Annotated in this window: 12 protein-coding genes; 5 read left to right on the top strand and 7 right to left on the bottom strand. The window is 56.4% G+C overall.

Going from position 1 to position 11,882, the window contains the following annotated elements; translation table 11 throughout:
- Positions 1–186 precede the first annotated feature (186 nt).
- Positions 187–1,287: a DNA replication/repair protein RecF gene (gene recF / locus DX909_RS22160; protein WP_128547414.1), complete on the top strand. Its 1,101-nt coding sequence runs from the start codon at positions 187–189 to the stop codon at positions 1,285–1,287.
- Positions 1,284–1,781 (top strand): cupin domain-containing protein, encoded by a 498-nt coding sequence (locus tag DX909_RS22155; RefSeq protein WP_128547413.1) that lies wholly within the window; start codon positions 1,284–1,286, stop codon positions 1,779–1,781. The genes recF and DX909_RS22155 overlap by 4 nt, the downstream gene beginning before the upstream one ends.
- Positions 1,782–1,818: 37 nt before the next feature.
- Here the strand turns inward: DX909_RS22155 and DX909_RS22150 are convergent, their stop codons facing one another.
- The 4 genes from DX909_RS22150 to rocD form a co-directional block, all read right to left on the bottom strand.
- Complete coding sequence (locus DX909_RS22150) at positions 1,819–2,886, bottom strand: DUF4097 family beta strand repeat-containing protein (RefSeq protein ID WP_128547412.1); 1,068 nt, start codon at positions 2,884–2,886, stop codon at positions 1,819–1,821.
- Positions 2,861–3,436 (bottom strand): hypothetical protein, encoded by a 576-nt coding sequence (locus tag DX909_RS22145; protein ID WP_128547411.1) that lies wholly within the window; start codon positions 3,434–3,436, stop codon positions 2,861–2,863. Before DX909_RS22145 ends, DX909_RS22150 begins: the two co-directional genes overlap by 26 nt.
- 157 nt (positions 3,437–3,593) lie before the next feature.
- Positions 3,594–4,154 carry an RNA polymerase sigma factor gene (locus tag DX909_RS22140; RefSeq protein WP_128547410.1) on the bottom strand — a complete coding sequence of 187 codons (561 nt, stop codon included), beginning with the start codon at positions 4,152–4,154 and terminating at the stop codon, positions 3,594–3,596.
- A gap of 152 nt (positions 4,155–4,306) precedes the next feature.
- Positions 4,307–5,554 carry an ornithine--oxo-acid transaminase gene (gene rocD / locus DX909_RS22135; protein WP_128547409.1) on the bottom strand — a complete coding sequence of 416 codons (1,248 nt, stop codon included), beginning with the start codon at positions 5,552–5,554 and terminating at the stop codon, positions 4,307–4,309.
- Between the two features lie 128 nt (positions 5,555–5,682).
- On the opposite strand from rocD, the gene DX909_RS29620 reads away from it, so the two are divergent.
- Positions 5,683–5,856 (top strand): C1orf53 family protein, encoded by a 174-nt coding sequence (locus tag DX909_RS29620; protein WP_164851369.1) that lies wholly within the window; start codon positions 5,683–5,685, stop codon positions 5,854–5,856.
- Between the two features lie 119 nt (positions 5,857–5,975).
- Positions 5,976–6,215 carry a 50S ribosomal protein L28 gene (gene rpmB / locus DX909_RS22130; RefSeq protein ID WP_128547408.1) on the top strand — a complete coding sequence of 80 codons (240 nt, stop codon included), beginning with the start codon at positions 5,976–5,978 and terminating at the stop codon, positions 6,213–6,215.
- 112 nt (positions 6,216–6,327) lie between these two features.
- Here the strand turns inward: rpmB and DX909_RS22125 are convergent, their stop codons facing one another.
- On the bottom strand, positions 6,328–7,581 hold the full coding sequence (locus DX909_RS22125) for an aspartyl protease family protein (RefSeq protein WP_128547407.1): 1,254 nt from the start codon (positions 7,579–7,581) through the stop codon (positions 6,328–6,330).
- Positions 7,582–7,754: 173 nt separating this feature from the next.
- Here DX909_RS22125 and tpiA point away from each other — a divergent pair, with 173 nt between their 5' ends.
- On the top strand, positions 7,755–8,519 hold the full coding sequence (gene tpiA, locus DX909_RS22120) for a triose-phosphate isomerase (protein ID WP_128547406.1): 765 nt from the start codon (positions 7,755–7,757) through the stop codon (positions 8,517–8,519).
- 34 nt (positions 8,520–8,553) lie between these two features.
- Here the strand turns inward: tpiA and DX909_RS22115 are convergent, their stop codons facing one another.
- Complete coding sequence (locus DX909_RS22115) at positions 8,554–9,948, bottom strand: DUF5723 family protein (protein ID WP_128547405.1); 1,395 nt, start codon at positions 9,946–9,948, stop codon at positions 8,554–8,556.
- A gap of 8 nt (positions 9,949–9,956) precedes the next feature.
- The gene (locus DX909_RS22110; protein WP_128547404.1) at positions 9,957–11,876 is read right to left on the bottom strand and encodes a RecQ family ATP-dependent DNA helicase; all 1,920 of its coding nucleotides are present in this window, start codon (positions 11,874–11,876) and stop codon (positions 9,957–9,959) included.
- Positions 11,877–11,882 lie beyond the last annotated feature (6 nt).

The raw sequence follows: 11,882 nt of genomic DNA, 5'->3' as shown, positions 1-11,882 counted from the left end.
TTGGGCGTAAAACAAGGAGTAACCGATTACAAACGGAAATCGCTGAACAACCACGATAGCCGGTCATTAAGTAACAAACGACCTCTATCTTTGTTGCTTTAAAGCGCGGAACATCCGACCGGGTTTGAGGGGCCGGGTTCGCCACGCTGCCGCGAAAATACGCAATTCCCGCTAACAACCATATCGATGCATTTGGAAAAACTCAGGCTGACCAACTTCAAGAACTACGAGGAGGGAAGTTTTACGTTTAGCGAACAGATTAACTGCATCATCGGACCCAATGGAAGCGGAAAGACCAATCTACTGGATGCCATCTATTTTTTGTCGCTGAGTAAGAGCGCCTTTCATAATCAGGACGCCCTCAGCATTTCACATCAGGCCGATTTCTTTATTATCGACGGAGTCTTCAAAAACGGTAACAAACCGACCCAGATTACCTGTAGTCTGCAGCGCGGCCAGCGCAAGGTGCTGCTCTCCGACAAAAAACCGTATGAGCGTATCAGCGACCACATCGGGCGGTTTCCGGTGGTGCTGCTGGCCCCGAACGATACGGACTTGGTTCGGGAGCACAGCGAGGAGCGCCGGCACTTTTTCGACGGGGTTCTCTCCCAGCTGGATGCCGACTACCTGCGCGATTACCTGATGTATCAGCAGATTCTGAAACAGCGGAACGGGCTGCTGAAAATCTTCGCGGAGCGAAATTACCTCGATGAAGAACTTCTGGAAACCTACAACGAGCCCCTGCTCCAGCTGGCGCAGCGGATTCACCAGCGACGGACGTCGTTCGTCGGGGAGTTTCTGCCGATCGTTCAGAAGCATTATGCCTATCTGAGCGATGCCCGCGAGGCCGTCGATATTATTTACGAGTCGGATGTCGCCAATGAGGAGTTTCCGCGGGATTTCCGGCGCAACCGACAGCGGGACATTCAGCTGCAGCGCACCGGCAAGGGCGTTCATAAGGACGATTTCGTGTTTGAAGCCAACGGCGTCGCGCTGAAGAAATTCGGGTCGCAGGGGCAGCAGAAAACGTTCGTGATCGCCCTGAAGCTGGCGCAGTTCGAGCAGTTACAGGCCGAAAAAGACCTCAAGCCGCTGCTGCTGCTCGACGATATCTTCGATAAACTCGACGACCGGCGCATCGGCAAGCTGATCGAGCTGATGGAACATCATACCTTCGGGCAGATTTTCATCACCGACGCCCGGCCCGAACGCACCCGCGACCTGCTGGCTGCCGTGAAGTCGGAGGTCGCCTATCATCATACCGAATCTTTCGCAGACCCCTCATGAAACCGGCATCGTACTGGATTGAGAAATACCGGATGCAGCCGCACCCGGAAGGCGGTTTTTACGTCGAAACCTACCGCTCGCCCGAAATCATCCCGCAGCCGGCGCTGCCCGCCCGTTTTTCCGGCGACCGCCGGTTCGGCACCGGCATTTATTTTCTGCTGGAAAACCACCATTTCTCGGCCCTCCACCGGATTCAGTCCGATGAAATGTGGCACTTTTACGCCGGAGGGCCGCTGAACGTGTACGTGATCGATCGGGAAGGAAGGCTGGAGACGATCCGGCTGGGCAGCAACCCGGACCGGGGAGAGGTGTTTCAGGCCGTCGTGCCGGCCGGATGCTGGTTCGGTTCCAAACCGGCCGACGAAAGCGCCTATTCGCTGGTAGGCTGTACGGTTGCACCCGGATTTGACTTTGCCGATTTTGAACTTGGGAAGCGGGAGGAACTGCTGAAAAGCTACCCGCAGTGCAGCGAGGTGATCGGGCTGCTGACGTAAATGGTCCCGCACCGCCCGGAAGCGGTGCGGGAGTCGATTATTGAAATTTCACATCGCCGAAGGTGGCCACGACCCGGACTTTGGTTCCGTTTCCTTTGCCCATCTTTCCGCTGTATTGCTTCGTAAACTTCGGACCGTGGCGGTTATCATCCTCCGCCGGCTGGGCGGTCAGGACAAACCGGGGGTCTGATGGATATTTGAAGCCGCCGTAGCTTACCGTAACGTCGAAGTTGGCGTCGCTGCTCTCCGCGATCGGCAATACCACCGAGGAATAATTCGCCTGAATATCGACGTTGTCGGCCGATTTGTTCATCTGTTCGATCTTGAAGCTGCCGGAGAAATTGAGCTTCATCCGGCAGGATTCTTTCAGCAGGCCGATGAGGGCGCCGGAGTAGCCGATGTTGCCGTCCAGGACGTTCACTTCCCCGATCTTGAGGGCGCCGAACTGGTTGTTCAGATTCAGCACATTGGCCTTGTCGAGTTGCAGCTTCGAGTATTGAATATTGAGCTTTCCGTTCTCGATCTGCCGGATTTCGGCCTTCCCGAACCGCACGTCGATGGTATTCTGGCTGCCGACGAGTTCGGTGGCGTAGAAGTTACCGTACTGGTTGTTGACGGTCAACGGGGCGCGGAAGGTCGGAATCGTCGTATTTCCGAAGGAGTTTTTGACCGTCAGGGCGTTGCCTTTGGGCATCGAAACCTGGTAGTCGATCTGGACGAAGTTCTTTTCGCCGTCCTTGTTCTTGTTGATGATCCAGTTGCCGTTCTGGCCCATGCCGTTCCGCTCGATCTGGGTTTTCAGCATGATCTGGTCACCGTTCCGCTTTTCGATGATCTCGACGGCGTCGAGAAACCGCTGCACCCGTTCGTCGGAGCTGGAGTTGGCCGTGATGGTAATGTCTACCCGGATTTCGTCGCGGCTCCACAGATTGATATTCACATTCCCAAACTGGTTTTCAATCACCAGATTGTCTTTCTGACTGACGTCGTAGACCTTCACGATGGTCTTTTTCCGTTCGGCGGCCGAAATATCTTCGGCCCGAAGGAAACCGACCGACAGAAAGCCGACGATCAGCACGTTAAACAAGTTCTTTATTCGGTCCATTTCTTTGTTGCTTGATGCGTTGGATAATCATCAACTGCTGGTTGAGCAGGTCGATCTGCGTTTGCAGATTCTGTACCATCGCCTGGATCAGCACTTCCTGATTGGGAGTCTTCGGAAGCTCCATCCGCAGGTTCTGGTAGCTTTTCTCCAGTCGTTCCAGATCAGTTGCAAACTGCTGGTAGAGCGCAGGGTTATTTTCGGTAAGCGTTTTCAATTCCGACTGCTTCACTTCGATCAGGCGGGTATACTGCGTCACCGTCCGGGCGTAGGTCGGGTTGACGGCCATCACGTCCGGTTGTTCGGTGATGCCGTAGTTATACTTAAAGTACCAGAAACCACCCAGGCCGATCACCAGTGCAATCGTTGCGGCAATCTGCCAGACCATGCGACGGGATGTATTCAGGCCGGTCCATGCCGAACCCAGCCACAACGGGCGCTCTTTATGCCCAAGCCCTTTTTCCAACTCCTTCCATAAATCCGCACGAGGCTCAAATGCATCGAAGTCTTCCCGGTTATCCCGGACAAATCGTTCCAGTTTGTCTTTCATCATTGGTTACATTCTATTTTCGAACCGGTGAATGAAGGGATCTTCCGGCGCCCGAAGGCAACCTTCCATCGATTATTCAATCGCAACGGCGAACCGTCGCAACAGCGAACCGTCATTCAGCAATTCAATTATTTCGCCTTTCGGCACACGCGTATTAAACTTATTTCAACATTTCCAGCAACCGTTTCTTGGCCCGCATGTACTGCGTCCGGGAGGTGGTTTCGCTGATTCCGAGAACGGCGCCGATTTCCTCATGATCGTAGCCTTCGAACAGGTACAGCGACAGAACTACCCGGTACCCTTCCGGCAGGTTTTGCATGGCCCGCCGGACCCGATCCACTTCCAGTTGAACTCCTTCCTCGTCGTACGGTTCGGCGTCGGCCATGTCCAGGCCGTCGTCTTCGCCCGGTCGATACGAATCGATATCGACCCATTGCACCCTGCGTCCGCGGAGGTGATTGATGGCCCGGTGGACGACGATCTGCTTCAGCCAGGCACCGAACGTCGATTGATTCCGGAAAGTCTGCAGATTGTTGAAAGCGTCCAGAAAGGCCTCCTGCAATACGTCCTCGGCCTCACCAATGTGGTTGAGGATTCGCATACAGACGTTGAACATTGCCTTCGAGTAATGCTTGTACAACTCGTACTGAGCACGTCGGTCGCCCTGTTTACACCTTTCTACTAATTCGACATGTCGATCGATATACAACTTCGTTTCCAAGCGGACTGAGGAATCGGGTACGGCTGAAATTCAAACCAATGACACGGTGTCGTTAAACAACGTTGCACGAAGCATTTAAAATTTTTAACAAATGCCAAAAATAAAGCGGCCTCCGTCAGCGTTGGCAACCGCTTGATTCTGAGGAAGCCGTCTTACAGGCCGACGACCACCTGTTCGATCAGATCGCAGGCTTCGTGCATCTGTTCTTCGGTGATGACCAGCGGGGGGGCAAAGCGGATCTTATCGCCATGGGTAGGCTTACAGAGCAGGCCCGCATCCTTCAGACGCAGGCAGATTTCCCAGGCGGTCTTTTCGCCGTAAGCCGGGTGCGCTCCGATCACCAGGGCGTTCAGCAGGCCTTTCCCGCGAACCAGGCTCACCAGCCCGCTTTTTTCCTTCAGACCGTTCATCCGGCTCCGAAAGATGTCGCCCATGGCGGCCGCGTTTTCGGCCAGTTTTTCGTCTTCCACCACCCGCAGGGCTTCCATCGTGACGGCGCAGGCGAGCGGGTTGCCGCCGTAGGTGGAACCGTGTTCACCCGGCCGGATGGTCAGCATGACCTCGTCATCGGCCAGGACGGCCGAAACCGGCATAATGCCGCCGGAGAGCGCTTTTCCCAGCACGAGCAGGTCCGGTTTGACGGCTTCATGGTCGCAGGCCAGCCGGCGGCCGGTGCGGCCGATGCCGGTCTGTACCTCGTCGGCGATGAACAGGACGTTATAGCGGGTACATAGGTCGCGGACGCCTTTCAGGTAACCTTCGTCCGGCACGACCACGCCCGCTTCGCCCTGAATCGGTTCCACCATGAAGCCGGCGATGTTCGGGTCTTTCCGGAACGTATCCTCCAGAGCATGGAGGTTGTTGTAGGGGACCAGCACATAGCCCGGCAGGAGGGGGCCGTAGTCGTTGGTGCTTTCGGGATCGGTCGAGGAGGAGATGGCGGCCATCGTACGGCCCCAGAAGTTTCCGGTGGCAAACACGGTTCGGGCCTGGTTCTGCGGGATTCCCTTGACCTTATAGGCCCATTTGCGGGTTAGTTTGAGGGCGGTTTCTCCACCTTCCGCGCCGGAGTTCATCATCAGCACCTTGTCGTAGCCGAAATACTCGCAGAGAAATTTTTCGCACACCCCGAGCCGGTCGGTATGAAAGGCACGGGAGGTCAGGGTCAGGCGCTGGGCCTGCCCGACGAGCGCGCCAATGATGCGCGGGTGGCAGTGGCCCTGGCTGACGGCGCTGTAAGCCGACAGAAAATCGAAATATCTGCGGCCCTCCACGTCCCAGACGAAGATTCCTTCTCCCCGGCTCAGGACGACCGGCAGAGGCTTATAGTTGTGGGCGCCATATTTTAACTCGAGGTCAATGGCCTGTTGCGTCGCGGAGAGAGAGGAAATCGTTTCCATAATCAGGATTGATAGGTTGGCACGCAGGAACTGAACCGACGCCCGGCCGATTCGACTGGGCCGCCGTCCGAAACTTTTTACTTAAACACCGGTTCAAAAATACGAATACTTGTACTGCCGGACAAAACATGCGAAGACCTCGCCCTGAAAAGCCCAGAACGCCTGGCCTTGAAGAGGAAGACTATTACTATACGGAAGAAGGTTTCCTGGTTTTTACCGAGAAATACCATCTGAAGCGCGGCTATTGCTGCCGGAACGGCTGCCGGCACTGCCCTTATGGTTTCAAACGAGAAAAAATCTGACGGAGACCGGCCGGCCGGCTAAATTTTTAACCTCGTCGGCAGAACTTTTCCGGCGTTTAGTTGGATTACTGTCAAATATTTGCCAATTTTGCAGGCTCATTCAGAAACTGGTAATTGTCATGGCACGAGTTTGTCAAATTACGGGAAAACGGACGCGGGTTGGTAATAACGTATCGCACGCTAACAATAAAACCAAGCGTAAGTTTTATCCCAACTTACAGAAGAAGCGGTTCTTCCTGGAGTCGCAGGGTGAATGGATTACCCTGAAAGTGGCGACCTCAGCGATGCGGACCATCAACAAGAAAGGCCTGGAGGCTGTATTGAAGGAAGCACACCAGAAAGGTACGCTTTCCGTCTGATTCGATACGGTGTCGAAGCGTTTTGAGCGGTCTTTTCACCCCTGAAGAGACCGTTTTAATTTTTGTACGAAATGAAAAAGGCCGGACTGAAGCCCGGCCTTTTTCATTGTTGTCAGATCATTCGTTTCAGCGCGAAGCTGGCGAACACCACATTGCCGTTCCTTCGGACCAGCATGCTGATTTCCTTGCCTTCGCCCTTCTGAAGAACCTTATAGATTTCGCTGATGCTCATCTCACCGGCCGGCGTATTGTTGATGAACAGGATTTCGTCGCCGTCGCGGAGGCCGGCCATCCCGGCGGGGGAGTCGTCGATGACTTTGGCGATGTAGAAGCTGCGGTAATTATTGCCCCGGGCCTTCAGCTCGATCCCGCTCATGTCGTGTTCGAACGTCTGCTTCAGGATGCGTTTGACCGGTTTCAGAACCAGGTACTTATCCTGATAGTTGAACGTCACCCGGAACCTTCGCAGGATTTCGCAGCCGATGTTTCCGTTCCGTTCACTGGCCTGCTGGGCGATCTTCAGCCCGAACGACGAGCTGTCGGGGAAGGAAGCCACCACGTTGTCCATTTCAAAATTGCCCAGCCGGATCTTCTCAATCCGCCCCAGATTGCCGTTGATGACCCCGCTGAGGCCCCGGCCGAGCTGCGCCCGGATGACCTTGTCGGGCAAACGGACATCCTCACTGCGGTTGATCAGCAGCGCATGGCCGGCTCCCGTGTCGATCACGACCCGGATCGGGAGAGTTTTGTTACCCTCGAGCAGGGCCAGAACATCCGTGTACGGCTTGGTATCCTGAATGGTAATGGGATACCGGAACCCCTGCGACCGCTTGTACCGGTACGACTTGGGGTTGGTCAGGATCAGCTCCTTGCGCTGGAAGTCGATGGTAACGACGAAATTGTTGAAGACCTCGTATCCGAAAATGCCGTGGATCGGTACTCCGACGTACTCGGAAAGGTGGAGGATGTCGTCGTCCAGCACCACGATATTCTGGTGCGTGGCCTGCATCGGCCCCATGCTCAGCAGATTGTCGATGGCGACGGAAGCCATCAGTTGTCCGCCTTCGCCCGCCCCCGACAGCTTCACTTTCCGCGTATACCGCAAGGGCTGCTTCCGGAGGGCTTCCGGATCGGTAATAATGACCGAGCTGACGCCGGTATCCAGAATGAAGTGCAGTGTATCTGAATTATTGACCCGGATCGGGACGATAATGAGATTGGAATGGAGTTGAAAAGGGATGCGGGCCTGTTTGCGGTTTTTGTCTATGAAATAACCATACCGTTCCTGGTTATGCTGATCGTCATTCCCTGCAATGGCGCCCAGACAGGATAGCAATAACCCAATAAGGAGGCCGAATTGTTTCATGGCTGTAAAAATCAAATCATAAGGAAAGATACAAATCTTTTGTCTAAAAACACAATTTTATGCGAATCGTTGCGTGACGGAAGGTTTACTTTTTATGTGGATGGAAAACAGTAGTAAAAAACCACTAATTTCGCCCCGAAATTGCAACAAATTGTTTTCTAACTCATTGATTTATGCGGAGAAAAATTGTCGCCGGAAACTGGAAGATGAACAAGACGCTCGACGAAGCCGTCGCGCTGGTGTCGGAGGTAGTCAATATGGTGAAAGACGAGGTGACGGGCGATGTTCAGGTGGTGCTGTGTCCGCCTTTCGTGTATCTGACCACGATCCGGCAATACCTGCAGGGCCAGTCGCGGGTCGCGCTGGGCGCACAGAACTGCCATGAGAAAGCTTCCGGCGCCTATACGGGCGACATTGCGGCTCCGATGCTGCAGTCGATCGGGGTGCAGTACGTCATTCTCGGCCACAGCGAACGCCGGCAGTATGCCGGAGAAACCAACGCCCAGTTGGCCGAAAAAGTCAATATAGCCCTGGCCCATGGTCTGACGCCCATCTTTTGCTGTGGAGAGTCTCTCGAACAGCGGCAGGCGGAAATTCATTTCGATTTCGTACGTACTCAGCTGACCGAGAGCCTGTTCCACCTTTCCCCCGAGCAGTTTGCCGACATCGTGATCGCCTATGAACCGATCTGGGCCATCGGCACGGGTCTGACGGCCAGTTCCGAACAGGCGCAGGAAATGCACGCCCTGCTCCGCGAGCACATTGCCGGAAAATATGGAGCCGAAGTGGCCGACAATACCTCTCTCCTCTACGGCGGAAGCGCCAATGAAAAAAATGCCGCCGAACTCTTCGCCTGTCCGGACGTCGACGGCGGTCTGATCGGCGGAGCTTCCCTGAAATCCCGCGAATTTACCAACGTCGTGAAAGCACGGCAGTAATCCACCCCCGACCGCACCGGCGGTCGGGGGTAAATCACTTCCGCCAGCCCCAGACCGAAAGGCCGATCCAGGCCATCGAACTGCGGTTATCCCCTTTTTTGCTGAAGATTCGCCCGACGTCGCTGAAACCCAATGTCAGCGGGCCGACCCGCGTCGACATTCCGACCGCCACCCGGCTGTCGGGGCCGATGATGGAAATCGGCAGGGCGAACTCTGTGTCCTCATCCTCAAACCGGGGGCTGACAATCAGCATGTTGGGCATCCGGACGGTCGAGCCCGACATCAGGTTCTCCATCAGCAGTCCATTCACGAAAAACGACCGCGCCAGCCGCAGGTCGCCTTCCAGGTGCAGCATCCGGGGCAAGGCTATCTTCCCCGGAGCGTAGCGATCGGCAGAACCGTCGGCATTGGCGGTCAGGTAATCGGCCGGGGCATTGCCGAACCGTTCGAATTCATCCTGCCCGAACGTAAACGGACCGCTGCCCGTATAAGCCTGCCCTGTCGGATAGGTAATGCTGCCCCCGTTCATCAGGGCCGCCGAAAGCCGGAGGAAATAGGCCGGCCGGGGGTCTTTTGTGGGGGTTTCCGAATTGTAACCCCGGCCGGTGGTCCGACGACCGATTTCGTAGGTCACCCCGAAATCATACCCCCAGCCGCTGCCGTACGCCGATGAGAACAGGGAAGACAGGCTGAACCCCTGCCGGGCCGTCGTATGACCCAGACCATATTCCAGATTGGTCAGTTCCAGCGTTTTCTCGCCGTCGCCGTTGGTTTGCAGGATGGCGTAGTCGCCCCGGGCATTGAGGTAACTTAACTGTGCCCCGACGATCCGCCGAACGGTTGCTCCCAGCTTCAGCCGGTGCCATTGCCCGTCGAACACCTGAAGGCCATAGGTCAGGCCGATTTCTCCGTAGCTGTTATGGGCCAGGTCGAAGTCGAAATCCCCTGAGGCCGGTTGCAGCTTACGATTAGTCAGGCGGTCGCGGTAGGCGCCGGTCAGCGGTTCGGGCAGCGAGCTGCCGTAGAGGTAACTGCGCATACGGGTATGCAGGGCCAGCGATTGCGTACCGCCGATGTTGACCAGCACGGAAGGCCCCAGAATTTCAGAGTAGGAAGTGGTTCGGGGCGCGTTCGTGAGGGAGCCGACGGTTCGCAGCGGCAGGCTCAGGTTCTGGCCGTAGGGCAGGCGAAGCGTCTGGAAAAAGCCCTTGGAAATGTATTTGGTGTAGAGCGAATTGACGGTGGACGTACCATTGAAGGCAACGAACTGATAGCTGTACCGGGTGCCGGCAATGGACGAGGGGTTTTGCAGCATTCGGTAAATACCGCCGTAGTTGCTGCTCACCAGCCCCGGAAGGTATTGTGCCGAAACCGGGGACAGAGAGCCGGTCAGCAGGGCCAGGAGCAGGCCGATTGTAAATCTCTTCATCTCGCGTTTTATGGATTCATTGTGTGCATTGCATGTAAATTACCGACCCGGTCGATGCGCAGTTCGTGGTTGGCTACCATCATCCGGAGGGTTTCTCCGATCCGGTCGGACGTCAGGTGGAGCCGGTCGGCCAGCTGTCGGGGTGAAATCCCGTCGCCGTTGGCGGCTTCGATCTGTTTCAGGATGCGCTTCCGGAGTTCGTCGGCATCCGTCGGATCGGCCGGCCGCCGGCTCAGGCAGCGGTCGCAGATGCCGCAGGCGTCCCCGGGTTCTTCCCCGAAATACGCCTGAAGCATGCGGGTCCGGCATTGGACCGGGTTTTCGACGTACTGCACCACCGCCCGCACCTTACCGAGGTTTCGCTGTTTGCTCTCCTCCATGCCCAGCACGTTGACCGGGAGCTGCCGGGCATCGAAACGGGGGGTCAGGAAGGTCAGCTGCGGCTTATCCTTCTGTTTTTCGTAATTGATGATCGACCGCTGCGCCAGCTGCTCCAGCAGGGCAACCACGTCCCTTTCCGGCATATTGGCGGTTTTGGCAATCGTTGTCTCCGAGATACTGACGAAGTTGGTAAACAGTTCTCCGCCGTACATCCGCAGCAGCAGCTTGATGAAGGCATCGTAATGCGGGTTCATCACCTGAAACTCGTACAACCCCCGGTTGTCCACGGTCACCATCACCTTCGACGGGATGAAATAGGCTTCGCTCAGTTCGATAAAACCCTCCAGCTGCAACTGGCGGAGCGCAAAATGCGTGTCGGTCACCGGCAGCTGGAACGTCTGACAGAAAGCCGCCAGGTCGAAATCGATGCTCGACAGTTCGCCCCCGCCGATCGCCAGGTTGGCGAAATTGGCCAGCGCCTGATACACCCGCTTCAGCGTCTCCACCGGTGGATACTGCTGGATGACACGCTGTTCGATGTCCGTCAGATCCTTCCGGTTATAAAGCAATACCGCAAAAGCCTTCTTCTCATCCCGGCCCGCCCGTCCGGCTTCCTGGTAATACGCTTCCAGGTTGTCCGGAACGTCCATGTGCACCACCACCCGGACGTCCGGCTTGTCGATGCCCATGCCGAAGGCATTCGTCGCCACCATCACCCGCACCCGGTTATGAATCCAGGCATCCTGCTTTTCGGAGCGCTGTTTCGTCGACAGGCCCGCGTGGTAATAGTCGGCGCGGATGGCGTGGTGATGGAGCCATTCGGCGATTTCCTGCGTCTGCCGGCGGCTTCGGACGTAGACGATGGCCGAACCCGGAACGCCCTGCAGCACCTTCAGCAGACGGGCTTCCTTATTCTCTTCGTAAAACGCCGAATACGACAGATTCTTGCGGGCGAACGTCTGGCGGAAGACCTGGGCTTCCCGCATTTCGAGCTTGTCGACGATATCTTTCTGCACGTCGGGGGTAGCCGAAGCCGTCAGGGCCACCACCGGAACCTCGGGCAGCAACTGCCGAAATTCCGCAATCTGAAGATAGGGAGGGCGAAAATCATACCCCCAGGCCGAGATACAGTGGGCTTCATCGACGGCCAGCAGGCAGACGTTCATCTGCTTGACCCGTTCGATAAGAATAGCGGTCCGGAGCCGTTCGGGCGAGACGTACAGAAACCGGATGTTCCCGTAGATGCAGTTGTCGAGGGCGGTGTCGATCTCGCGCCAGTGCATCCCGGAGTAGATGGCGACGGCCGGAATCCCCCGCCGACGCAGCTGCTCGACCTGGTCTTTCATTAGGGCGATCAGGGGTGTCACGACGATACAGACGCCCCCCATCGCCAGCGCCGGAAGCTGGAAACAGACGGATTTGCCACCGCCGGTCGGCATCAGCACGAGCGTGTCGCGCCGGTCGATGACGGCACGGATGATGTCCTCCTGCAACGGCCGGAACGACTCGTAACCCCAGAACTGTTTGAGAATTTGGTGGATGGTCATAGCCGA

Origin of the sequence: Larkinella soli, assembly GCF_003703975.1 — a bacterium.
Lineage (GTDB): Bacteria > Bacteroidota > Bacteroidia > Cytophagales > Spirosomataceae > Larkinella > Larkinella soli.
Note: the sequence above shows the minus strand (reverse complement) of the source record. Positions and strands in the feature narration are given on the sequence as shown.

Excerpts from the sequence above, each read along its gene's own strand:
- recF (WP_128547414.1), top strand. The coding sequence starts at position 187 with ATGCATTTGGAAAAACTCAGGCTGACCAACTTCAAGAACTACGAGGAG.
- DX909_RS22155 (WP_128547413.1), top strand. The coding sequence starts at position 1,284 with ATGAAACCGGCATCGTACTGGATTGAGAAATACCGGATGCAGCCGCAC.
- DX909_RS22150 (WP_128547412.1), bottom strand. The coding sequence starts at position 2,886 with ATGGACCGAATAAAGAACTTGTTTAACGTGCTGATCGTCGGCTTTCTG.
- DX909_RS22145 (WP_128547411.1), bottom strand. The coding sequence starts at position 3,436 with ATGATGAAAGACAAACTGGAACGATTTGTCCGGGATAACCGGGAAGAC.
- rocD (WP_128547409.1), bottom strand. The coding sequence starts at position 5,554 with ATGGAAACGATTTCCTCTCTCTCCGCGACGCAACAGGCCATTGACCTC.
- DX909_RS29620 (WP_164851369.1), top strand. The coding sequence starts at position 5,683 with ATGCGAAGACCTCGCCCTGAAAAGCCCAGAACGCCTGGCCTTGAAGAG.
- rpmB (WP_128547408.1), top strand. The coding sequence starts at position 5,976 with ATGGCACGAGTTTGTCAAATTACGGGAAAACGGACGCGGGTTGGTAAT.
- DX909_RS22125 (WP_128547407.1), bottom strand. The coding sequence starts at position 7,581 with ATGAAACAATTCGGCCTCCTTATTGGGTTATTGCTATCCTGTCTGGGC.
- tpiA (WP_128547406.1), top strand. The coding sequence starts at position 7,755 with ATGCGGAGAAAAATTGTCGCCGGAAACTGGAAGATGAACAAGACGCTC.
- DX909_RS22115 (WP_128547405.1), bottom strand. The coding sequence starts at position 9,948 with ATGAAGAGATTTACAATCGGCCTGCTCCTGGCCCTGCTGACCGGCTCT.
- DX909_RS22110 (WP_128547404.1), bottom strand. The coding sequence starts at position 11,876 with ATGACCATCCACCAAATTCTCAAACAGTTCTGGGGTTACGAGTCGTTC.